Below are 22,202 nucleotides of genomic sequence, written 5' to 3'. Positions count from 1 at the left end.
TTCTGTAATATGTAGAAAGGATGGTGTTTTTTTATGTGTCACGAGGTTTCATTTGTGAACTTACTCTCTTTTCACAGGAATTACAACGATCTTTGTCTCCACAAGCTCTCCAACAGCTGGCCAAAAAGGTAGGCTTTGTTCAAAGGACGAGTAAGTACCAAGCCAAAGATTTAATAGCATTGTGCGTGTGGTTAATTAAGTCAAAAAGTAGCGAGTACTTCCCTGACACAGTTATGTAGTTCACTAGAATCTTCAACGGGGGTCTTAATAAGTCCTGAAGGGCTCAACTAGCGATTTAATACTTCGGCTGTCAAGCTTCTACAACACGTATTCACTTCCTTGCTTACTCAAAAGCTATATACCTCTCAGGTTCTTACTCATTGTTATGCTTCCCAGTTTCAGCGTATACGAATCTTGGATTCTACGACCTTTCAACTTCCAGATGTGTTTGCCTCAACCTATCAAGGATCCGGAGGCAGTAGCCATACAGCTGGCGTAAAGATTCAATTAGAATATGATCTTCTTAGCGGTCAATTCCTACACGTTCACTCAGGACCAGGAAAACAAAATGATCGAACCTAAAACAAGTGATTTATGTATACGCGATTTAGGTTATTTTGATTTGAAAGATCTCCATCAAATGGATGAGAAAGGAGCCTATTATATTTCTCGCTTATAATTAAACACTCGGATTTATCTGAGGAATCCTGATCCCGGACCCTTCAAAAATGGAACGCTCAAAAAACAAACCGAGTATATTCAATTGGATATAGAAGAAATCATGCATAAATTAAAACCAGGACAAACCTATGAGATCTCTGACGTTTACATTGGCCAGTATCAAAAGTTGCCGACTAGGGTCATTATCCATCGACTTACGGAAGAACAAACCCGAAAACGCTGGAAAAATCAAGCGTTAAAGGAGAAAAAGAAAGGTATTGTCATGAAAGAACGGAGTAAACGGTTGAGTGCTATGAATGTATACATAACCAATACGCCACAAGAAGATGTCCCAATGGGACACGTTCACGATCTTTATTCTTTACGTTGGCAAATTGAATTACTTTTTAAAACATGGAAATCCTTCTTTGAAATAGATCATTGTAAAGAGATAAAAAAAGAGCGATTAGAATGTCATCTCTATGGTCAACTGATTGGCATTCTCCTCTGTTCCTCCACCATGTTTCAAATGTGGCAGCTACTCCTCACCAAGAAAAAACGAGAACTCAGCGAATATAAAGCCATTTATATCATCAAAGATTATTTTTCACTACTGTTTCAAGCGATACAAAAAAGCACCCAAGAATTATCAAAGATACTGCTTCGCCTGTTTGCCCTCCTACAGAAAAACGGGCGAAAGGTTTATTTGGCATGTTTTTTTCATTAGCATAGACAGTTTTATTGTAGAAACGGCTCTACTAGTAGTATCCGTCGTTGTTAACTTGATGTGCATGTGGAAGCGCCCGCCAAATGCTATTTTTATACTCTGTTCAAGTTACTGAGGAATTTTTTTTACAGGGGGACTATCCTAGATTTTAAAGATAAGATGAAATATAATTGATATTAGAATATTCTAAAAATTATTCCCTTCGATTCCACATCATGACGCTTCTCTACATCTCATCCGTTTGTTCCTCAACTAGGTCCATTGCAAAAATATGATAACGCTTCCAACCATTTGTGATTCTTTTAATAGGAGGAATGGATCGTGAAATCAATGACTAAGAAAAGCTGGCCAAAAGGTGTTTTGGAAACCTTGCATTACCGCTTAGGGGAAAAGCCGCTTCATGAGTACTTGATGGATAATGCGAAGGAACGTCCGGAGGAAACGGCGTATGTGTACTATGGGAACAATCTGACTTGGAGCCAGCTTCAGGATGACACGGGGAGGCTTGCCCAGTTTCTCAAAGACCAAGGTGTGGGTAAGGGTGACCGGATCGCTTTGTTCATGCAGAATTGTCCGCAATACCTCATTGGACATTACGCCATCCAAATGCTTGGTGCTATAGTGGTTCCCTTGAATCCGATGTATAAAGAAGCGGAACTGGAATATTTGATCAATGAGGCGGATATAAAGGCCGTGATTGCCGGCCAGGAGTTATATCCAACTATGGAAGCGGTGAAAGGCAAGGCAAAATCTTTACAATTTATCATCACCACCCATTACGCTGACTTTCTTTCGGAATCTCCCACTTTGCCGTTGCCAGTCGAGTTTTTGGCGGAGAAAGTGACAATGGAAGGAACGTTTGATCTTCTTGAAATTCTCTATACGAATGAGGTTCTAAAAGAAGTGGAAGAAGTGAATATATGGGAAGATGTGGCCTTGATGGTCTTCACTTCGGGTACGACGGGGAGGCCGAAAGCGGCGATGCTTACATATGGGAACGCGTTGTTCAAAACGGCAGCGACTGCTCAGAGTTCTTTCATCACGCACAGCGACAAAACGCTGGCAGGCGCTCCATTTTGCCATATTGCCGGGATGGTGATGGGCGTCAATATTCCTATATATAGTGCCTGCATGTGTGTGGCATTGACAAGGTTTGAGCCAGAGGCGGCAATCAGTGCCATAGAGACGTATAAAGTGAATAAATTATATACGGTCGCCCCTATGAATGTAGCCATCTTGAATACTCACGGTATCGAAGGAAGAGACTTAACTTCACTTGAATTGAATTTCGCGACTAGTTTTGGCATTCCGGTCGATGAAAAGCTTGCAAAGGCATGGGGGGAATTGACCGATGGTTGTCTTTTGTATGAAGCCTCGTATGGGTTAAGTGAAACGCATACATGTGATACATTCATGCCGATTGATAAAATCAAGTTTGATACTTGTGGCATTCCGACATTCGATACCGAAATTTGCATCGTTGACATCGAAACAGGAGAAGATTTACGGCCGGGTAAACGAGGGGAAATCGTGTTGAAGAACCCTGGCGTATTCAAAGGATATTTGAATAGGCCAGACGCGACAGCCGAAACATTAAAAAATGGCTGGGTCCATACAGGTGACATTGGAATGCTGGATGAGGAAGGTTATCTGCATTTTCTTGGCCGTACGAAAGAGATGATTAAATCCTCCGGATACAGCATTTTTCCAGAAGATGTGGAAGTCTTGATGAAAGACCATGAAGCGATTTTACAAGTTGCCGCAGTTGGTGTGCCAGATGGGATCAGGGGCGAAAGCGTGAAAGCCTTCATCGTATTGAAACCGGAGTACAAAGGGAAAATCAGCGAGGAGGAGATCGTCGATTGGTCAAGAAACAGGATGGCGTCCTATAAATATCCCCGCTACGTTGAATTCCGGGACAGCTTGCCAACAACCAGTTCAGGCAAGGTATTACGGAGATTATTAAAAGAGTGAGAGAAAGCCGATAGCGGCAAGTGGCTATCGGCTTTGTTTTGTAGTGAATGTTGAATTAATGGTGTGAATGTTGAATTATTGCCACGAATGTTGAATTAATGAGGCTGAATGTTGTATTAATGCAAACGAACGTCGAATTAAACTATTCTAGTAAAAGGGCATATTGTTATTAGCATAATGAGGTATGATTCCACTATCATCTTGGTATAAAATGGATAGTGAAGGGAGCTGTTTTAATGAGTAATATTGGGGTACCAGGAATCATTTTGATGATCATCGTATTTGCACTTTTCGCTTTATTCTTTGTTTCATTCACTGCGTTTATCAGTAGGCTACTTAAGAATTCAGGCAAGAATCGTAATCAACCAGATATAGATAGTAGGCTCACTCGGATTGAAGATGAACTCCGGTCCATTAATAAGAAAATGGATCACCGGGATAGTTGAATGAAAGAGGGTGTAACCGAAATAGCGGAGGGCAAAATGAAGTCATTACAAGTAATCATGCTTATTATTTTTACACCAGTCATTGTGCTGGATTATTTCCCGAATCTATCGTTTGTATGGGTGATTCCAGATGGTATTTTCCTATGGCTGATGTTCGTCATATATGTGATCAGTTTTTTGTTTAAGAGATTCAGTGATGGGAATCCTAGGGAATGGCTCCAGTGGCAAGTGCTTTCCCTCTTTTATTTACTCTCATTACTAGCTTTGTTGACCATTCTCGGAGGCCAATCGCCTGCGGGAATTGCATTTGATAGTCCTTTCCTATGGCTGATTCTATTGATGTCGTGTTTGGATATCTATTCCCGGTGGAAGAAATTGAAACAGGAACAAGCTGCTCATTAGAGGAGGACTAGAATGATAAGTGCATCGACTTGGTTTAATCCTTACGTCTTAGAAGTGCTTATCCTCCCGATTGCTGTTGTAATAGGAACAGGATCAGCATTGGTTACAAAGAAAATTATAGTAGGACCCATCATTCATATAAGCATATCCGTGCTTTTCTATTGGTGGAATTTCACTTATTTTCACGACGAGGATTACCATTATAATAGGATTGATTCTGAATGGATACTTATTGACTTAATCTTTGTAGGAATTACAGGCTTGTTATCTTGGGGGTTACTAAAACTCAGGAGGAAATAGCTCATATCATAAAATCTTACTCTTCTTATTTAATAATAGAAGGGTAGGATTTTTTTTATTTTCATGTATAGAAAAGTCAAATCCAGTTAATCATGAGAGTAAGAGAAGGGAGAGGGGAACGGTTCACAAAAAAAGATGTCTTACTACTAATGTATATTTTTAAGAAAACATAAAGAATGATACTAATTTTCAAGTTGTCCAATATAATAGAAAAAAGGTGAAGGAGTTGGTTTCGAATGGAGAAGCAATTGCCTATAACACCACTAGAACCTGAGATGATGGAAACGTTGGCAGAAATGGTACTTATCAAGGCCCTCAGTGATTACCGGAAAACTCAAATCGAAAAAGAAATCGATCATTCGTTGGAAACCCGTGATAAGCAGGAATTTATAAGATTAACCAATGAATTGAAGAGTCTCTGTTAGATTGGCCTTATGAATCAGGCTTTTTAATATCTGTATATAATGAAGGACCAATCTTCTATTGAAATTGGTCCTTTGTTTTTCTTTATTTTAATTGTCCCTGATAGGAAATCTGTTATGCATAGCTAAAATCACATTCTGATAAGCTATAAAAAAATAACCTTCAACATCCCATAAATAGCATAATAAATCATAAGGGAAGCAAGTAACTGTAAAATAAGGGCGATTAGAAACAAAAACTTTCGAACAAACCAACTATATTTGCTAAGCCTTAGATAAATGTAGTAACCGGAACCAACGAGAAGGAACATGAATAAGTTTATGAATTTTTGATAAGGGCTACTAGGTTTTTCATAGATGGCTAAAGCGTAAAAGCTGGTCATCGTTCCTTCTAATAAAAAATACAGAAGCCATAGGTAAGTTGTATGGTTAGATAACCTGCTAATAAATTTCTTATCTCTTCTATAATGCTGTATGCCATTCTCATCTTCTCCCTAACATGAACGGTACTTATAAAAATATAACTTTCAAAACCCCATAAATGGTTTTATAAATCAGAACAGAAGCGATTGCCTGTAAAAACAGGGCAACCAGGAATAATAATTTTCGAACAAGCCAGCTGTAATTTCTAAGTCTAAGATAAATATGATAGCCTGAGCCAATCGTTATCAACATGAAGAGATTCGTTATTTTTTGAAAAAGATTATTAGGCGGTTCATAAATACCTAAAGCATAGAAGTTGGACATGGTATTTTCTAATAAAAAGATGGAGAAGCCATATGCAAGTTGGATTGAAAGTAAATATGCTAATATGTTGCCGAATAACTCTAAATTTCCTGATGACATGTAGGTCCTCTTTCTAAGATTATAGGAATATACCTTTCAAAGCCCCATAAATAACGTAATAAATAATAACAGAAGCGATTGCCTGTAAAAACAGGGTAAATAGGAAGAGAAACTTCCTAATAAACCAATTGTATTTTCTGAGTTTGGTGTAAATGTGATAGCCTGAGCCAATCGTTATCAACATGAAGAGATTCGTTATTTTTTGAAAAAGATTATTGGGCGGCTCATAAATACCTAAAGCATAGAAGTTGGTCATGGTTTCTTCGAACAAGACAATTAAGAATCCATACATCAGTTGTCCTGAAAGAATACATAATAATAAAATTCTTATACCTTGAATGATGTCGTGCACATAATCTGCCTCTTTTCAAAACGAAAGGCCAATCTCTATTGAAATGGCCCCTCCGCTTTACTCAATCTATTAACTTTTTTATATTGATTGTCCCTGATAGGCGGCCAAGTCACCTATGCCAGATAATGTGGCTTCCCATTCATCATGGTTGGCTAAATGGATATGTACAGGGGTTTTTGGATCATCCGTATATTCTGCAAGCCATATTCCACGATCAGAGGGTAAAAAGAATAGAATGTTCTCTAAGTATGCTTCTTCTTCATAACTCGTTAAACTAAAGTTGGAAATGTTGAACAGAGTCCAGTCATAAGTGCGCAGGTCATCAGAGAATAAGTAGAAACTGTCTTCTTCTTGCTGGGTAAACTTGGACTTCTTCCGTACTTTATCAACTTTTTTAGGATTACTTAACCAATCAAATGCTTGCTCGGTCAGAGAGAAAGCTTCCTCACCTTGATATTTGTCAAAGGAGATTCCATAATATTCTCTAATAATCATCTGGATTTCAGAAGAGGGGATAATCGCGAATTCATGAATGATATCTCGATCGATCAAATGGAAAAGCCATTCATCCTCTTCAAAGTGATGAAGCATTAATACGGACTTTTGAGGGAAATTGGAGCAGCGAATCATTCGTTTTGAGCCAATATACTTTTCGATGAAACGCTGAGTTTCCTGCGTTAATGGTACTTCTTCCCGAGATTCTTGCTCCTCACTCCACATGTTTTTCATGATCAATTGATTTTTCGTCACTTCAAGAATGGTCAACCACTCTTTTTCGGACTTATCCCCAATAGCCGTTTCGGCAATACCTTTTGCGATTTCATGATGTCCGGCAACACTCACCATCAAGGCTAATTCTTCAGTCGTACAGGTTAACAAATGATTCATTATGATGTCACGTCCTTTTAAGAACTATGGTTATGTATCCGCTTTTTGATAAGTTATAGAAAGATAGCTTTCACTGTCCCATAAATGATCTTGTAAATAATAATGGAAGCAATTCCTTGTATAATAAGAGCGATAAGGAAGAAAAATTTTCGAACAAACCAATTGTATTTACGAAGTCTGAGATAAATATAAAAGCCGGCACCCATCATGGCATACATGCAAAAGTTCACGGTTTTTTGATAAAGGTTACTGGGTTTCTCATAAGTTCCTAAAATATAATAGTACCTGATCATGGCGCTTTCGAATAAGAAGATTACAAAGCTAGATCCCCATTGGATTGAGAGGAGATATAGTAATAAAATTCCTATCCATTCAATTGTACTATATGTCATTATTGTCCTCTTTCAAAAAAATGGAATGTAACCCTTATAGAAAAATAGCTTTCAACGTCCTATAATAAATGATGTGATAAATAATAATAGAAGCAATTCCTTGTGAAATAAGGGCGATTAAAAATAAGATTTTCCGAATAACCCAATTGTATTTGCTGATTTTAAGGTAAAGGTTGTATCCAATCCCGGTTAAAGTGAACATAATAAAATTAATGGACTTTTGAAAAAGGGTAGAAGGTTCTTCGTAAGTCCCTATCGTGTAAAAATTAATCATTGCTCTTTCTAATAAAAAAATGGAGAGACTGTAAGCAAATTGCGTTATAAGAATACATAATAATAAAAGTCTTATACCTTCTATTATGCTATATATCATGGTTCTCCTCTTTCTAGGTATAAAAAATAAACCAGTTGTTACCTCCTGAATTTAGGAGGTTTACTATACAAACTATAAAAGTAATTGTATAGAAAATCACATGCTATCCTATAAATTGTGTTATGAAATATATTTATATAAGAATTATTGCTTCTAGAATACGAAGCAAGGCTATATAAATAATAACGGACACCAGTGCTTGTAAAACAAGAGCAATAAGAAATAAAACCTTTCTTACCAACCATTTATGATTTCTAAGTTTAAGATAAATGTGATAACCGGTACCCACGGTAACAAGCATGAAAAGGTTTGCGAACTTATGGAAGAAATTATTAGGTTTTTCATAGGTTGCTAGAGCATAATAATTCGTCATAGTACTTTCTAATAAAAAGATTAAAAAACCAAACATAAGTTGAATGGAGAGTATGTATCCAATTAAATTGCTAATTATTTCAGATGTTCCTGGTGACATTTTATCCTCTTTCTAAAACTATAGAAAAATAGCTTTCAACATCCCATAACTGATTTTATAAATAATCACGGAAGCAATTCCTTGTAAAAGAAGCGCTATTAGGAATAGAAGTTTCCTAACAAACCAATTGTATTTCCTGAGTTTTAGATAAATGTGAAATCCAGTACCAATTAAAGTGAACATGAAAAAATTCACGAATTTTTGATACGGAGTACTGGGTTTTTTATAAGTTCCCATAGCATAATAGTTGATCATCGCACTTTCGAATAAGAAAATAGAACAGCCAAATGCAAATTGTGTTGAGAGTATACATGTTATAAAGGTCCTGATGCCTTGAATTATATCGCCTACCATGACATTCCTCTTTTTAAGTTATAGAAAAATAGCTTTCAACGTCCTATAAATGATTTTATAAATAATCACGGAAGCAATTCCTTGTAAAAGAAGGGCTATGAGGAATAGAAATTTCCTATTAAAATTCTCATACCTATTAGTGCAGGGTTTTACTATACAAATTTCACAATTTTAAAAAGCCAGTGTACAGAAAATAACACGCTATGAGAAAAAATATGACTGTGGCTACGTTCGCTATAAAATTTTTAATGTGTTTTCTCATTTTAAACTCTCCTAAACCTTTTAAGTAATTTTATTCTTCTGCAAAGACATACAGTGGATAGCCGCCGTTATAGAAAAATAGCCTTCAACGTCCCATAAATGATTTTATAAATAATCACGGAAGCAATTCCTTGTAAAAGAAGAGCTATTAAGAATAGAAGTTTCCTTAAAAACCAATTGTATTTCCTAAGTTTAAGATAAATATGATAACCTGAACCAACGAGAAAGAACATGAAAAAGTTTACAAATTTTTGATAGCGGTTACTGGGATTCTCATAAATGGCTAGAGCATAAAAACTTGTCATTGTACTTTCTAGTAAAAAGATGGTGAAACCATACGAAAGTTGAGTTAATAGAAAACCTGTTAATAATACTCTTATGCCTTCAATTATGTTGTATACCATTATTTTCCTCTTTCTATTAATCAGAATATAAATTTGAGAATACTAAAATTCCTCTTATTTAGATGAGAATTAGAAAAGTGTATTAAATTCTTTGGATATGGTTTTTTAATTTTAATTAAACCAACTAGAAACCGAATTTTTAATATTACTACCAATGTCATCAACTAATGCACCTGATTTTTTGATAACCTTTCCAGTAACTTTTCCAACTTTTCCTCCAACATCTTTGATTTGATCACCAAAAGTAGAGCTTACTACACCGCCAGCTAAGCCTCCTACTGCACCGCCTATAACGATTCCCACCGGACCGCCAATACTGCCTATTGTAGCTCCTATTTTAGCGCCACTACCAATAGCAACCATATCTGTCGTGAAACCAAATGCGAATCTTCCAGCATTTTCAGAGAAGGATTTATTTGAGTTTTCTGGATTAGCAAACTCACCGAGATTAGAAGCAGCTGATATTGGAATTCCGACCAATGGAATCCTTTTAGCGGCAGATGTTAATCCTCTAGCTCCTGCTGCTTTACTTAATAGGCCTGTTGTACCATTTGTTTTTATTCTTTCAGTTGTTCCCTTAACTAAATCTTTACCGGTTGATCGTTCGAAATTTTTCGGGAAACCGGCCAGATGTTTTAACATATGGGAAGGACTTGTGTAAGAAGCAGCGAATTTCTGTAGTTTCTGCATCACTGGGTTAGTAGGTGTGGATCTGGAAAAGTCCAAGAGCCATTTAGAAACTTTCGAACTATGTTTTCCTTTCGATGTCCAAGACGGATCTGCCTTTACAGAAAACTCATAGTTTCCTTTTAGTTTTTGCCATAGTGTCGGTTTACTACCAAAGTAATGGATACTTAATTTTTTTGACAAATACATGGTAGATATAGAGGAAGCAGCTTGATACCCTACTAAGACATTATCGCCAAAACTCATTTTCCCGTTAATATAGGCAAAAGGAGAGGTAAGCATTTGTCCAAATGTCATCAAATCTTCTGAAGCTACTTGCTTTTTTACCTCTGAAAATGTCGGCTTATCCTTTAATTGATTCACATCATAGTTCTGAATGTTGAAGTTTCCGCCACTGAACATCCCTTGAATTTCATTGAGGTATTTGTTCATCAATTGTATGTCATCCTCTACGGATGCTAGTTCTTTTGTTTGGCTTGTATCGAACGTACCCAAGTTATCAATCGTTTCCTTTATTCTAGAAGTAGCCCTTTGATAATGGGTGAGAAATGTCTGGTCATTGAGCTTTTCGATGGCAACGATATCACGTACCTCATCCAGGGTGGTGTTGGCTTCATCCACTAAATCAATCGTGACATTATGTGCATTCTTTAATCCTGTCGTGAGTTCGCCTTCAAGAAAACTTTGGCGGATAAAACCGTTTGAATCAGACTCCAATTCAGTAGAAGCCTCTTTAAGAGCCGTCAGGACTGCTTCATAGTTTTTAAGAGAAGTGTCATAGAATGAAAGGAAAGGGATATGCCAATCTTGATAAAAGGAGCGTATCGCTGAACCACCTTTTCCTTTTAAGGAATCATCGAGATTGAAAAATTCAAGAATAACCTTCTCCAGTTCATTCGCCTGTTTCCTTTGGGCTTTTACTTTGCTTAGTAATCCATCTATTCCACTATGTAAAGATTGAGAATGAAGTGTCCTCATTGTATCCTCCATATTCTAATGTGCGTTTATAGAAGTTGAAAGCTGTTGGTCAACCTGTTCTACCTCTTGTATGGCCGTTCGTACGGATTGGTTATTAGCTTTTAAAATTTCTTTATAGGTTTGGCCAATCTTTTCTAATTGATGGTTTAGTTCATTGATTTTTTTTACAACGTCTAATTCATTTCCGGCTGCGAAATCTTCGGTTAATTTCGTTTTGAAGGATTCCATTGTACGGTCCATTTTCGAGATGGCTGATTTTACATCTTCACCATTCACTTTTATTTCTTGACTCAAACCATTCAATCCTTTCTTAGCTTTTCTTGTCTTCGTTTTTCTTCTTCTTCTCTAGCAAGTCGTTCGATTTCAGCCGTAATCCTGGTTTCTAATGAAGTAATTTCTGATTGAAGGCTCATTATTTTATTTTCGATGGCCGTTATCGCTGCATTCAACTGAGATTGAGATAGATCTTTATAGGCTAATTCTAGGTCTTCACGAACTTCCGTAAAATCAGTGGCTAAGGTTCCATGCCATGTTTGGGAAGAGAGCGCTGGTTTCGTTACTACTCTTTCGTTCTGAAGGAATTCTCCTTGTAGACTGTCTAATTCATGCTTGCAGGTTTTTAACTTTTCGACTTGTTGTTTCTTCAGGGTTAATTCGGATTGCAAATCGGTTAGGTAGGACAATGTTTTCAGCCCCTTATGCTTATAGGTATGGTGATAATAGTCACGGTATCTATATGGTAACACGTGGAAAATAACTTAATAAATGGGTATATATTACCTAAAAAAGTGTGAGTATAGTCAATTATTCCTGCATTAAATTGTTTTTGAATGGTGATGGAACAAGTTGCATTAGTTCATATTCTTAAAGCAGCATGCTAGGGTTTTCAAGATTCCGTTTCTTTTTTAACATTCTTATGGTGGAATAGTAAACTTTTGTTATAATGGAAATTCCTGCTTAATAAATGGGCGGCAAAAACAAAGAGGCGAGGGGAAGTTTTGAAAAAGTTCATGATCGTATTAGTGGGGGCTGTTTTGTTGGGTGGTTGTAACCTGGACAACGATGCCAAGTCAGAGGCAGTAGATCGTGCAGGCCATGCCGATAGTGCCGACAATGACAATATTATAGAAGAAACGAGGAAGGAAGAAATCCATTCAAGTTATACGGTTGCCGACTATATAAAGTCCGTAGAAGGTAACCTTGAGGCAAATTCGGATGCTTTGATCGAAAAGCTTAAAAAGGTACAAACATACAACTTTTACTCTGAAGTGGAGCTCTTGGATTTCGTGGCTGATCGGAATGATTTTTATTTATCCATCACGATGTTTTCCATGGATCGAGTAGCTAATGAGGTCTTTTATGAGGGAAAGGATTCTAGCATTTTTTCAGGTAGTGTGGGAATTGTAGAAGATGTACCATTTTCCATCGTCTTAGGTAACGAAATAGATGACTTTTGGAATTTTTACGAGGAGAACGATGAAGAACTGGATACATTAGAGAAACAAGCCATCACAAAATGGTTTGCAGATTGTTGGGAAAAAGCGAATGGACAAATGATTGAGTTGCCTTCCTACTTTTGTTTCCACGATGATTATGAGTCCTTTGATTTGAAGAAAAGAGAACAGATTTCCGATGATGAGAAATGGGCTGAATGAGACGCAAAGAAGGTCACCAATGGCGACCTTCTTTTTTTCGTTTTCTGTTAGAAGTACCATATCAACCCGGCAATGCCTAATGACAGTATGCCAATAATCCCGGTATACAATGACATGTTTAATCTGAACTGCCGATGTTCACTCGTTTCCGAATGGAAATTAGCTCTTTGTTCAGGCCCGGTCGTCCAGGCCCCTATAAATATTCCTGAAAGGCTTATTCCTACCACACCAATAATCTCGAATAACTTTAGCAATCGCCCCACCCCTTATTCATCTTAGGTAACTCTACGTTCCAAAAGGAAAATGGTTCCAATTATTTAAGCGAAGGTAGAAGTCCCCGACAAATGGGGTACTAGAAGGGAGGAAGAGGTTCTTTATTCTTCCATAAGGAAACACCTAAGAAATGAAAGTTGTGCGCAATTCCTTCATGACAAGGTGTTTTTTGTTGTCTCCTTAGATTTCTTTTTCTAATAGGCGCAGGCAGGTGTTGACGTTTTCCTCGAATTGTTCCATATCTTGTTTGGACTTGGAGGCATATTGGGTCTTTATAACATGGAGTAAGCTTTCTATTAAAAATACCCGTGGCTTACTGGTTTGCATCAGCTCTTCTTGAATGAAGTCGATTAGTTCATTTGCTTTTGATTGATCTTCTCGACAAGGGAGCGATCTGTGTGTTGCCTTTTTTAGGGCCAAGGTGGATTTCATTAACTCATTATGACATTGATGTAAATTATTTTTAGAGGTTGGAAGCCATGTATTGATTAATTCCGGATTAAGTATTTGTTCTTTGCTTTTGGCTACTCCGTCAACTAGATCGACGATCCGGTTCATGCAATAGCGGATGACTTTAATTTCTGGTGTAGCGGTATCTTTGGCATGGAAGCTGAAATAACTCATATGGGCCATCATTCCGTTAAAGAGAATGGCGGTATCCAATAAATAAGGTTTTTTACTTTCCCCAAAGATATCGATAAAACGACCATACATCCAACGTATGCTTAATAATTGGATGCGCTTGATGAATTCTTTCAATTCTTCGTCGTTTGATACACGTACTTCTTCAATTAAGACGAGTAATTTACTTTGTATATTCACCGTCATTTGTATTTCTAGCTGTTTAATGAATATTTCAATATCCGCCAAATCCTGACCAATCAATAGTTCTTCCCGGTCATAGCGGATCTTTTTATAGAAGGAACTGAAAATGGCCATAAATAATTCTCCCTTGGAGGGGAAATAATTATAAAATGTACCTTTGGAAATGCCACTGCCATCTAAAATATCTTGGATGGATGTCGCTTGATAGCCTTTTTCAATAAACAATTTATGAGCTGTATCGATGACATTCTGCTTGCGTTCATTCATATGATCACCCTTAGTCAATTATAATGCCTGTATAAATGTAATCGTATACTATTTTCCATACCAGCACAAACCCAATATTCACGTAAGAAATTTATATTGCAAAATATGGGCGAGGAGTATATTATATATTTTATGCAGAAAGTTAGACTTACCGTATAAGAAAATGAACCAACAGTTTGAATGGAGGAATAGATAAAAAGTGAGTACTACTCAAACGATAGAAAAAAAGGCCCCTTATGGCATTTTAGCCATCTTGATGATCGGGGCATTCATATCCATACTTAATTCAACTCTTTTGAATATTGCACTACCATCCATATCAAAAGATCTTGAAATCGAGACGGCAACCGTCCAATGGTTGGCAACGGGATATATGCTGGTGAATGGTATCATGATTCCTACAACAGCCTTCTTAATTAGAAAATATTCTGTGCGGAAGCTGTTCTTGACAGCGATGTTGCTATTTTCAATCGGGACGATTGTTGCAGGTGTAGCACATGTATTCCCATTGTTATTAGGTGCACGGATGGTTCAGGCGGCTGGTTCAGCGATCATGATGCCATTATTAATGAACGTTCTTTTAACGTCATTCCCTGTTGAAAAGCGTGGATCGGCAATGGGGTTATTCGGTTTAGTCATGATGGCTGCCCCTGCTATCGGACCAACGCTATCCGGATGGATCGTGGAACATTATGACTGGAGAATGCTTTTCCACTTTATTACTCCACTTGCGTTACTAGTTCTTATTCTTGGCTTCTTTAAACTGAAAGACAAGAAAGAAAAAGTAGATATTCGAATAGATATTCTGTCTGTCATTCTATCTAGTTTAGGTTTCGGCGGATTGCTGTACGGCTTCAGCTCAGCGGGTAGCAAGGGCTGGGATAGTCCTTGGGTATACGGAACATTAGCCGTCGGTGCCGTTACACTGGTTCTTTTCATTGTACGCCAGCTTAAAATGGAAACGCCGATGCTTGAATTCAGGATTTTTACCCATCCAATGTTCGCCTTATCAGCGGCCATTTCCATTGTCCTGAATATGGCAATGTTCTCGGCCATGATCTTGATGCCGATGTATATCCAAACGCTTCGTGGCATTTCACCGTTCGATTCGGGACTGTTGATGCTTCCAGGAGCCATCATCATGGCACTCATGTCACCAATTACCGGTAAGCTATTTGATAAGTTCGGAGCACGCGTTCTTGCTGCTGTTGGTTTGCTTATCACCGTTGTTACCACTTATTACTTTAGCGAGTTGACTATGGAAACATCGTATGGAAATATTATGGTTCTGTATTCTGTACGGATGTTCGGGTTGTCCATGGCAATGATGCCTATCATGACAAATGGTTTAAACTCATTGCCGGCCCGTATGAATCCACATGGTACTGCGATGAATAATACACTTAATCAAGTTTCAGGTGCAATCGGAACAGCATTGCTCGTTACGGTCATGTCTAACCGAGCCACTTCGTCTGGCGAAGACCTAATGACTGCTGCCATGAGCAAATTAACAAGTCAGCCTACAGCTGAGATGATGGCTCAAATGCAAGCGCAAGTTGGTATGCAAGCGATGTTAGATGGCATTAACTTCTCTTTCCTTGTATCAACCTTCATCGCTGGATTGGCGCTAATCTTAACATTCTTCATTAAGCGTGCTTGGCCTGCAGAAGATAAGCTAGCTAAAAGGGAAAAACAAACATCATAAGATAATAAAAACGTGATCATGGTCATCTCCTTTTGGGGGAGAGGCTAATGATCATGTTTTTTTATTTTTTTATGGTAAAAATAGGATAATTGCAAATTGATGTAGAAATATCTAACAGGTATCCAAAAAGGAGCTATTAAAGGAGGAGTACATGAGTAAATATGGATTGATTGGAAAGTTCATTGTGAAAGATGGCGAACGTGACGCAATGGTAAATATTTTGTTAGAAGCAGCAGAATCCCTAAAGAGCCTGGACGACTGTGAAATCTATCTCGTCAATATTTCCGAAGAAGAGCCTAACTCTGTTTATGTGTATGAAGTGTGGAACGATGAAGGTGCCCATCAAGCATCCCTCGGTCTTGAAGCGACTCAAACATTAATAAAACGAGCAAAACCAATCATGGCTGGAATGGAGAGGATCGGTACATTACAAACAGAGGGAGGGAAAGGCTTATTGGACTAAATGTGTGAAAGTGAAATTATAGGGTTTCTAAAGGTCCTTCTTTATCCTGTTAGAGGTGTTATCTGATCGTAAATACCAATTGGATAATAAATACTCAAGGAGGGAATCAATGATTTATGAAATGACCATACAAATTCGGGTTACCGATATAGAAGAAGGACGCCAGTGGTATGAGTCCTTCATAAAACGCAAACCTGACTTTATGCCTCATGAAGGTTTTATGGAGTGGGAACTCATTCCAGGGAGTTGGCTACAAGTATCGGAAGGAACACCATCAGAAGGATGTGGTCCGTTACGTATAGGTGTGGTTAGTCTGGAAAAAGAACGGGAAAGAGTCATGCAAGAACTTGGAGTGGAATTTTTTGAGATTCATTCAAGAGCGGAGGTTCCAGTAAAGTGGGGAACGTTTAGTGATCCTTGGGGCAATAGGCTTGGCTTCTTTGAATATGTAAGTAAAACGGAAAAAGCATGAAGTGTGGATATACGTTTTGGGCTTACCATTCGTAATCACAAAAGGGTAAGCAAGGTGTTTTGAAAGCTAAACGGTAAGAATGGGTTGTGTTTCGAAACCTGACTTTTCAAATAAAAGAGGATGGGCATGCTTCTAGATTGTAGAAGAACATGACCCATCCTCTTGCTTTTTTATTCGATTCGACATTAATTCATATCTACATGAGGTGGCGTTTTTTCAATGTTAATTTTGGACAATTTCATTCCTTTATACGATGTGATGCAAGGAACCAAACATAAGACGGCCATTGGGACGCAATAAAGAATGTAGAAGTGTCCTCCTTGTTGTATAAAAGGTAAATAAGCAAGTGCTATGCAAAGCAATGCAGCGAATATGATTAAGAAGATTCCGAAAGACTTATGATAAAATGAATAGACAGCTTCTCTTTCTACGCGCTGTTTGTATAAGGTCTTTGCGACTTTATCAGTGCGGATAAAGAAGTATAAGGACACTAAAAGAAATACAGCCGAGAACGGTAAGGCTAGGGCAAAGTAGGAAACATCAAGAATGCTGAGATAGAAGCTGGTTAAAAAAAACACTTCCGATATACCTAATGCAAAACCATAATTGAAAACGCTTACTTTTGAAGGTTGCTTAATCATGGAAATTCCTCCCTCTTTATATATATATTAAACGATATCCATCTTGTTCACAAGTTAGACACATTTATTTTTTGAAAAATAATCCATTTGGCAGGGGTTTTTGTGGGATACAAAGTTTCCTGGGGAATATAAGTGATGAACAAAAAAGTGGCGGGGTGTAAGTAATACATGAAACTCGCCATCCTTAGTTGGAACGGCGAGTGTGGGTGTTCTTATCCAAAGCCAGGGTGGCGATAATGGGGTAATGGTCAGATCCTGGAGTATAAATCACTTTCGCTTGAGATGTTTTTATCTCCTTTGAAGTGAAAATATAATCAATCCTTTTGGGGATGCCCTCAGCATCATAAGTATAAGCATCGTTTTGTTCGGCGAATGCATCATGAAAATGAGAGGCAAGAGTTTTCAATTCCGTGCTTTGTGGTCTTGTATTCAAGTCACCCATGATGACCTTGTGACCTTTTTTTCTATTTGAAATTTGGATGATTTCGTTCATTTGAATGTGACGCTCGTTAGCAGTTAAAGCTAAGTGTGTATTATAGATGTTGAGTTTATGGCCTTTTATATCGATGACAATTTCCAATAGTCCTCGTTGCTCCGATTCGCCAATTTTCGTAAGAAGGTAATTTTGCGCTTGAATGATTGGATATGTGCTTAATATGGCTGCCCCATATTGTCGGCGGTTTTTTCTTGATTTAAATGGAGGACGATCAATATTGGCCATATAGATATAATGCATGTCGAGACGCTTAGCCAACCAATCGGCTTGATCTTCAAAGCCACTTCGTTCTGACCAATGATTATCCACTTCTTGGAGTCCGATGATATCGGCGCCCTCGGCTTCTACTATACTGGCAATCCGTTCCATATCCAAAACCCCATCCAAACCTACAGCATGGTGGATATTGTAGGACATGACCTTCACGTTTTTCACTTTCTGCTTGGTGAACAACCGTCCAAAAGGAAGACCTTCCCGCAAAACGAACACTCCTTTCCGTTCATTAAACATTTATATTACCTATTAGTATACCTTTTGAAATCATAATATAAAGTGATTCGGGTTATTCAGCTCCTAGACAAGTTGGTGACAAGGGAAGTGGTGTATCATTTTTCCCAAGTGAAAAAGCACAAAAGTTGTAAGACCAACATCATTTATTATAATCTTCGTGCGGAAGGTGCTTTATCTTTTTAATGTAATCTTAGCCGTCAATGGGAGATGGTCAGAAGCTAGGGTGGAGATGACTTTTGGATTTGATATTTTTATGTTTTTTGATGCGAAAATATAATCAATTCTTTTCGGAGTACCATCCGCAGAGTAGTATGTATACGCATCATTTAGATGGGTAAACGCATCACGAAAAGAAGACGAAAGCATCGCTATTTCATTACTTTCTGGTGTTGCATTCAAGTCGCCCACTATGAGCTTGGGCCCTTTGGCTTCAAGGGAGATAGCGATGACCTCATCCACTTGTTTTTGTCTTTGTTCCGGAGCTAAGGCCAAGTGTGCATTATAAACAGTAAGGTGGTTGCCCTTCACTTTGATTGTAGCTTCTAATAACCCACGTTGCTCTGTATTTCTAATCTTCTTAAAGAAATGGTTTTGTGCATGAAGGATTGGATACTTACTTAATATGGCCGTTCCATATTGTCGTCGGTGTTCCCCGTGATTCAAAGAATCACGTTCCAAGTTGGCCATGTATGCATAATGCATATTCAAACGTTTGGCCAACCATTTTGCTTGATCTTCGAAAAGGCTCCGCTCTGACCAATGATTGTCCACTTCCTGTAACCCAATGATTTCCGCATGTTCTCCTTCGATTGTCTTCGCGACCCGGCCTATATCCAGAACCCCATCGATTCCAACAGCATGATGGATGTTGAAGGTTAGAACTTGTATGTCCACTGTCTTTCTCATACCATGCGGCCGTTCACCAGCCAAGGTATGACGTGCGGGATCCATGGTTACAAGAAAGAGCAATATCGTAATGAAGCCAATTATTTTTCTCAAACTATCACTCCTTTATGAAACGAATATTAATGAAGATATCATTTGACTATTTCATGAACTTTATTAGTCATTCCTCTTTTCGATCCAAGTATAGAGTTAGTCCTTAATACAAATAGTATTAGGAAAGTTAGGGGGAGGGATTTCATGACAAAAAAGATCGTGAAAGGAGCACTGTTTGTATGTCTATTATACGTCCTTTATGCAGTGGCTACGTCGGTTGTTCTGTTCTATTTTCCTTCGGATAAAAAAGGGGAGGCACCCCCTAACGATATAAGTGGTTTTATGGGGAAGGGAGATTCTTCAGATCGAGTGTTGCTCCTGGAAAATGGGTATGAATCGGGACGTGCACGGATGCAAATGATTCAGGAAGCCACTGATTCGATTGATATCGCCTATTATTCGATAGCAAAAGGTAAGTCGACTGAGCTGATTCTCGGTGCCCTTATTGATGCGGCGGACCGGGGCGTTAGGGTCCGGGTCCTTTTGGATGGGATTAGCCATGGTCTGCGATTTAAAATGAGTGATGCCCGTTTCGCCTTGGCATCACATGAAAATATTGAATTAAGGTATTATGAATCGTTCAAAATGTTTAAGCCTTGGACATGGAACAACCGGCTTCACGACAAAATCATGATGGTCGACGGGCGGTTGGGCATCATTGGAGGGCGAAATATAGCCGATAAGTATTTAGCGAAAAAACCACCTAAGAATTATGTCCATGACCGTGATGTCATCATCTTTCATGCCACACAAACTGGAGAAAACGTGATCGTTCAGATGAACAAGTATATGAATGAATTATGGAACCACCCATACACGAGTGACCCCTTTTCGGACCTTTCAAAAAGGCAGAGTACTAAAGGGAAAAAGGAAAAAGATAAGCTAACCCGTCAATACAAAACCGCCATTCAAGAAAATGAACATTTTGTTTCACCATCGATGAACTGGATGGCCATCACCACCCCAACAAAACGGGTGAGCTTTTTGCACAACCCGATCGAGCGTTTCAAAAAACAACCCGTTGTCTGGCAAACGCTTATTGATATCTCGACGGAAGCGAAGAAGTCCGTCCTGATTCAGAGTCCGTATGTTGTCCCTACAAAAGAAATGAAGGGATATGTACCAGAAAATATGAATTCGACAGCCAACTGGACCCTACTCACCAATTCCGTGAAATCCACTCCCAATGTTATGGCCTTCTCAGGATACTTGGATTTGAGAGACGACATTATAAAGACTGGGGTAAGACTTTATGAATATGCCGATAAGCATTCCTTACATGCTAAATCGGTGGTCTTTGATCAACGGCTAAGTGCAGTTGGCTCCTTCAACCTTGATTCACGATCAACCGTTTTAAGCACGGACTCGATGGTGATCATAGATAGCGAGGAATTCGCGGTACAGTTGACAGAGGCTATTCATGACAAAATCGATAAAAGCACGTTAGTGGCGGATAAGAAAAAGAAGATAGACACGCCTAAAGATGAGAAAAAGGACAAGTCTTATCGGGCTATCCTATTAAATGCACTCTCGAAGGTGTCCATATTATGGAGAGGATTGGCGTAACTGGTTTCGGAATCGAATATAACCATGAGCATTTTTTCACAAAAGGGAAATTACTCCAACTTATTCTGCAAATATTGTGATATTCTATTGTGATATCATCTAGAAAGTTTGTGGATTGGTAGGAGGATTCTTGAATGGAGATACAAAAAACCGTTGTTCAAAAACAAAAAAAGTCATTATTCTTATTTTTTTTCACCATGGGAATCGTTCTCGTTGCCTTCAATTTACGCCCGGCCATCACTTCAGTGGGACCGTTAGTCGGTGTGATTCAGACTGATCTTGGACTTGCCCATTGGAGTGCAGGGCTTTTGATGAGCGTTCCATTAATTACGTTTGCCATCATGTCGCCTATCGTTCCCAAAATCGCCAATCGCTTAACAAACGAGAAGACATTGTTGTTGGGGTTGTGCGTTCTGCTGATCGGGGTTTGCATTCGGTCGGTTTCTATGTCAGTCTTTCTCTTTTTTGGTACCGTTTTCATTGGAATGGGAATCTCCATCGGAAATGTTCTTTTACCCGTCGTGATAAAAGATAAATTCCCGCAGAAATTCGGTCTGATGACCAGTATCTATTCTACGTCCATGGGGTTGGTTGCTTCTCTAGCATCAGGACTTAGCGTACCATTAGCCAGTGGTTTGAATCTTGGTTGGCAAGGGGCTCTGATTGTCTGGGGAATCCCGGCCGTCTTGGCCATATTGATCTGGGTGTACCTCATCAGATTGGATCAAGGAAAAGGTAATCCCATTAAAAGTGTGAGCTTAAGCGCTACGAAGATCTGGCGCTCACCACTTGCTTGGCAAATCGCGTTATTCATGGGATTTCAATCGTTTTTATTTTATGTCACGATTACATGGTTACCCGAAATCTTGATTAGTCATGGGATAAGCAGGGGGACGGCTGGATGGTTGCTATCATTTACCCAAATAATCGGGTTGCCTTCAAGCTTCTTCATCCCTGTTCTCGCCGCACGACTTAACTCCCAGGTGTGGGTAGCTTTCGCGCTGGGGTTATGCTCGGTTGTCGGGTATGCAGGGTTATGGTTTGGATCTTCTTTTCCTATCCTGATCATCAGTATCACGTTAATCGGTATCGCATTGGGAGGGAATTTCCCGTTGGCACTAAGTTATATAGGCATTCGCGCACGGAATGCGAGGCGAGCTGCCGAGTTATCGGGAATGGCCCAATCAACAGGCTATCTACTTGCAGCCGTAGGACCGATATTCATTGGATACTTGTTTGATGTGGCTCAAGATTGGACCATTCCGCTTTTTGCACTTATCCTTATCTCTGCATTAGTCATGATATTCGGGGTGAGTTCGGGAAGGGCCCGTCATGTGGAATAAACCAAAGTAAAAGGGGCTGTCCCAAAAGGGGTAATTGCACCGAAATTAG

Annotated in this window: 23 protein-coding genes and 1 pseudogene; 12 read left to right on the top strand and 12 right to left on the bottom strand. The window is 38.8% G+C overall.

Annotated features, from left to right (window positions below):
• Window positions 1-20: 20 nt before the first annotated feature.
• The 6 genes and pseudogenes from ACIQXQ_RS13215 to ACIQXQ_RS13190 all read left to right on the top strand — a co-directional run.
• A pseudogene (locus tag ACIQXQ_RS13215) lies at window positions 21-1,360 on the top strand (IS4 family transposase); the annotation flags it as partial.
• Window positions 1,361-1,717: 357 nt separating this feature from the next.
• The gene (locus tag ACIQXQ_RS13210; RefSeq protein ID WP_402958075.1) at window positions 1,718-3,361 is read left to right on the top strand and encodes an AMP-binding protein; all 1,644 of its coding nucleotides are present in this window, start codon (window positions 1,718-1,720) and stop codon (window positions 3,359-3,361) included.
• A gap of 236 nt (window positions 3,362-3,597) precedes the next feature.
• Entirely contained in the window at window positions 3,598-3,807 is a 210-nt protein-coding gene (locus ACIQXQ_RS13205; protein ID WP_402957981.1) for a DUF4083 family protein, read from the top strand.
• 36 nt (window positions 3,808-3,843) lie between these two features.
• On the top strand, window positions 3,844-4,209 hold the full coding sequence (locus ACIQXQ_RS13200) for a hypothetical protein (RefSeq protein ID WP_402957979.1): 366 nt from the start codon (window positions 3,844-3,846) through the stop codon (window positions 4,207-4,209).
• 12 nt (window positions 4,210-4,221) lie between these two features.
• On the top strand, window positions 4,222-4,509 hold the full coding sequence (locus tag ACIQXQ_RS13195; RefSeq protein ID WP_402957977.1) for a hypothetical protein: 288 nt from the start codon (window positions 4,222-4,224) through the stop codon (window positions 4,507-4,509).
• Window positions 4,510-4,745: 236 nt separating this feature from the next.
• Window positions 4,746-4,934, top strand: coding sequence for an IDEAL domain-containing protein (locus ACIQXQ_RS13190; protein ID WP_402873721.1), 189 nt, complete (start codon window positions 4,746-4,748; stop codon window positions 4,932-4,934).
• Window positions 4,935-5,441: 507 nt separating this feature from the next.
• On the opposite strand, the gene ACIQXQ_RS13185 is transcribed toward ACIQXQ_RS13190, so the two are convergent.
• From ACIQXQ_RS13185 to ACIQXQ_RS13155, 7 genes are all read right to left on the bottom strand, one after another.
• On the bottom strand, window positions 5,442-5,777 hold the full coding sequence (locus ACIQXQ_RS13185) for a hypothetical protein (protein WP_402957975.1): 336 nt from the start codon (window positions 5,775-5,777) through the stop codon (window positions 5,442-5,444).
• A 430-nt stretch (window positions 5,778-6,207) separates the two neighbouring features.
• Window positions 6,208-7,017, bottom strand: coding sequence for a hypothetical protein (locus tag ACIQXQ_RS13180; RefSeq protein ID WP_402957973.1), 810 nt, complete (start codon window positions 7,015-7,017; stop codon window positions 6,208-6,210).
• Between the two features lie 898 nt (window positions 7,018-7,915).
• Window positions 7,916-8,254 (bottom strand): hypothetical protein, encoded by a 339-nt coding sequence (locus ACIQXQ_RS13175; protein ID WP_402957971.1) that lies wholly within the window; start codon window positions 8,252-8,254, stop codon window positions 7,916-7,918.
• 683 nt (window positions 8,255-8,937) lie between these two features.
• Window positions 8,938-9,273, bottom strand: a complete 336-nt coding sequence (locus ACIQXQ_RS13170) for a hypothetical protein (RefSeq protein ID WP_402957969.1) — start codon at window positions 9,271-9,273, stop codon at window positions 8,938-8,940.
• Between the two features lie 111 nt (window positions 9,274-9,384).
• The gene (locus ACIQXQ_RS13165) at window positions 9,385-10,938 is read right to left on the bottom strand and encodes a ribonuclease YeeF family protein (RefSeq protein WP_402957967.1); all 1,554 of its coding nucleotides are present in this window, start codon (window positions 10,936-10,938) and stop codon (window positions 9,385-9,387) included.
• 15 nt (window positions 10,939-10,953) lie between these two features.
• Window positions 10,954-11,232, bottom strand: a complete 279-nt coding sequence (locus ACIQXQ_RS13160; protein WP_402957965.1) for a DUF5344 family protein — start codon at window positions 11,230-11,232, stop codon at window positions 10,954-10,956.
• A 5-nt stretch (window positions 11,233-11,237) separates the two neighbouring features.
• On the bottom strand, window positions 11,238-11,621 hold the full coding sequence (locus tag ACIQXQ_RS13155) for a YwqH-like family protein (RefSeq protein ID WP_402957963.1): 384 nt from the start codon (window positions 11,619-11,621) through the stop codon (window positions 11,238-11,240).
• 315 nt (window positions 11,622-11,936) lie between these two features.
• Here ACIQXQ_RS13155 and ACIQXQ_RS13150 point away from each other — a divergent pair, with 315 nt between their 5' ends.
• Window positions 11,937-12,593, top strand: a complete 657-nt coding sequence (locus ACIQXQ_RS13150) for a hypothetical protein (RefSeq protein ID WP_402957961.1) — start codon at window positions 11,937-11,939, stop codon at window positions 12,591-12,593.
• Window positions 12,594-12,640: 47 nt separating this feature from the next.
• Here ACIQXQ_RS13150 and ACIQXQ_RS13145 read toward each other — a convergent pair whose 3' ends face one another.
• Both ACIQXQ_RS13145 and ACIQXQ_RS13140 read right to left on the bottom strand, forming a co-directional pair.
• Window positions 12,641-12,847, bottom strand: coding sequence for a DUF5316 family protein (locus ACIQXQ_RS13145; RefSeq protein ID WP_402957959.1), 207 nt, complete (start codon window positions 12,845-12,847; stop codon window positions 12,641-12,643).
• A gap of 199 nt (window positions 12,848-13,046) precedes the next feature.
• A complete protein-coding gene (locus ACIQXQ_RS13140; RefSeq protein WP_402957957.1) occupies window positions 13,047-13,958 on the bottom strand; it encodes a TetR/AcrR family transcriptional regulator in 912 nt (303 codons plus the stop codon).
• 256 nt (window positions 13,959-14,214) lie between these two features.
• Here ACIQXQ_RS13140 and ACIQXQ_RS13135 point away from each other — a divergent pair, with 256 nt between their 5' ends.
• The 3 genes from ACIQXQ_RS13135 to ACIQXQ_RS13125 all read left to right on the top strand — a co-directional run bounded on the left by ACIQXQ_RS13135 (window position 14,215) and on the right by ACIQXQ_RS13125 (window position 16,598).
• The gene (locus tag ACIQXQ_RS13135; RefSeq protein WP_402873934.1) at window positions 14,215-15,663 is read left to right on the top strand and encodes a DHA2 family efflux MFS transporter permease subunit; all 1,449 of its coding nucleotides are present in this window, start codon (window positions 14,215-14,217) and stop codon (window positions 15,661-15,663) included.
• A 151-nt stretch (window positions 15,664-15,814) separates the two neighbouring features.
• Complete coding sequence (locus ACIQXQ_RS13130) at window positions 15,815-16,126, top strand: putative quinol monooxygenase (RefSeq protein ID WP_402873747.1); 312 nt, start codon at window positions 15,815-15,817, stop codon at window positions 16,124-16,126.
• A 109-nt stretch (window positions 16,127-16,235) separates the two neighbouring features.
• Entirely contained in the window at window positions 16,236-16,598 is a 363-nt protein-coding gene (locus tag ACIQXQ_RS13125) for a VOC family protein (RefSeq protein ID WP_402873749.1), read from the top strand.
• Between the two features lie 185 nt (window positions 16,599-16,783).
• Here the strand turns inward: ACIQXQ_RS13125 and ACIQXQ_RS13120 are convergent, their stop codons facing one another.
• The 3 genes from ACIQXQ_RS13120 to ACIQXQ_RS13110 form a co-directional block, all read right to left on the bottom strand.
• The gene (locus ACIQXQ_RS13120) at window positions 16,784-17,239 is read right to left on the bottom strand and encodes a hypothetical protein (protein ID WP_402873753.1); all 456 of its coding nucleotides are present in this window, start codon (window positions 17,237-17,239) and stop codon (window positions 16,784-16,786) included.
• A gap of 184 nt (window positions 17,240-17,423) precedes the next feature.
• Window positions 17,424-18,215 carry an endonuclease/exonuclease/phosphatase family protein gene (locus tag ACIQXQ_RS13115; protein ID WP_402957955.1) on the bottom strand — a complete coding sequence of 264 codons (792 nt, stop codon included), beginning with the start codon at window positions 18,213-18,215 and terminating at the stop codon, window positions 17,424-17,426.
• A 201-nt stretch (window positions 18,216-18,416) separates the two neighbouring features.
• A complete protein-coding gene (locus ACIQXQ_RS13110; RefSeq protein ID WP_402957953.1) occupies window positions 18,417-19,244 on the bottom strand; it encodes an endonuclease/exonuclease/phosphatase family protein in 828 nt (275 codons plus the stop codon).
• A gap of 144 nt (window positions 19,245-19,388) precedes the next feature.
• Between ACIQXQ_RS13110 and ACIQXQ_RS13105 the strand changes: the two genes are divergently transcribed.
• Both ACIQXQ_RS13105 and ACIQXQ_RS13100 read left to right on the top strand, forming a co-directional pair.
• Window positions 19,389-20,810, top strand: coding sequence for a phospholipase D-like domain-containing protein (locus tag ACIQXQ_RS13105; protein WP_402957950.1), 1,422 nt, complete (start codon window positions 19,389-19,391; stop codon window positions 20,808-20,810).
• Window positions 20,811-20,944: 134 nt separating this feature from the next.
• On the top strand, window positions 20,945-22,153 hold the full coding sequence (locus tag ACIQXQ_RS13100; RefSeq protein ID WP_402957947.1) for a CynX/NimT family MFS transporter: 1,209 nt from the start codon (window positions 20,945-20,947) through the stop codon (window positions 22,151-22,153).
• The last annotated feature ends 49 nt before the right edge of the window (window positions 22,154-22,202 follow it).

Origin of the sequence: Peribacillus sp. NPDC097198, assembly GCF_044762055.1 — a bacterium.
GTDB lineage: Bacteria > Bacillota > Bacilli > Bacillales > DSM-1321 > Peribacillus.
This window is presented reverse-complemented; position numbering and strand designations above follow the sequence as displayed.

Excerpts from the sequence above, each read along its gene's own strand:
- ACIQXQ_RS13210 (WP_402958075.1), top strand. The coding sequence starts at position 1,718 with ATGACTAAGAAAAGCTGGCCAAAAGGTGTTTTGGAAACCTTGCATTAC.
- ACIQXQ_RS13205 (WP_402957981.1), top strand. The coding sequence starts at position 3,598 with ATGAGTAATATTGGGGTACCAGGAATCATTTTGATGATCATCGTATTT.
- ACIQXQ_RS13200 (WP_402957979.1), top strand. The coding sequence starts at position 3,844 with ATGAAGTCATTACAAGTAATCATGCTTATTATTTTTACACCAGTCATT.
- ACIQXQ_RS13195 (WP_402957977.1), top strand. The coding sequence starts at position 4,222 with ATGATAAGTGCATCGACTTGGTTTAATCCTTACGTCTTAGAAGTGCTT.
- ACIQXQ_RS13190 (WP_402873721.1), top strand. The coding sequence starts at position 4,746 with ATGGAGAAGCAATTGCCTATAACACCACTAGAACCTGAGATGATGGAA.
- ACIQXQ_RS13185 (WP_402957975.1), bottom strand. The coding sequence starts at position 5,777 with ATGTCATCAGGAAATTTAGAGTTATTCGGCAACATATTAGCATATTTA.
- ACIQXQ_RS13180 (WP_402957973.1), bottom strand. The coding sequence starts at position 7,017 with ATGAATCATTTGTTAACCTGTACGACTGAAGAATTAGCCTTGATGGTG.
- ACIQXQ_RS13175 (WP_402957971.1), bottom strand. The coding sequence starts at position 8,254 with ATGTCACCAGGAACATCTGAAATAATTAGCAATTTAATTGGATACATA.
- ACIQXQ_RS13170 (WP_402957969.1), bottom strand. The coding sequence starts at position 9,273 with ATGGTATACAACATAATTGAAGGCATAAGAGTATTATTAACAGGTTTT.
- ACIQXQ_RS13165 (WP_402957967.1), bottom strand. The coding sequence starts at position 10,938 with ATGAGGACACTTCATTCTCAATCTTTACATAGTGGAATAGATGGATTA.
- ACIQXQ_RS13140 (WP_402957957.1), bottom strand. The coding sequence starts at position 13,958 with ATGAATGAACGCAAGCAGAATGTCATCGATACAGCTCATAAATTGTTT.
- ACIQXQ_RS13135 (WP_402873934.1), top strand. The coding sequence starts at position 14,215 with ATGATCGGGGCATTCATATCCATACTTAATTCAACTCTTTTGAATATT.
- ACIQXQ_RS13130 (WP_402873747.1), top strand. The coding sequence starts at position 15,815 with ATGAGTAAATATGGATTGATTGGAAAGTTCATTGTGAAAGATGGCGAA.
- ACIQXQ_RS13125 (WP_402873749.1), top strand. The coding sequence starts at position 16,236 with ATGATTTATGAAATGACCATACAAATTCGGGTTACCGATATAGAAGAA.
- ACIQXQ_RS13120 (WP_402873753.1), bottom strand. The coding sequence starts at position 17,239 with ATGATTAAGCAACCTTCAAAAGTAAGCGTTTTCAATTATGGTTTTGCA.
- ACIQXQ_RS13105 (WP_402957950.1), top strand. The coding sequence starts at position 19,389 with ATGACAAAAAAGATCGTGAAAGGAGCACTGTTTGTATGTCTATTATAC.
- ACIQXQ_RS13100 (WP_402957947.1), top strand. The coding sequence starts at position 20,945 with ATGGAGATACAAAAAACCGTTGTTCAAAAACAAAAAAAGTCATTATTC.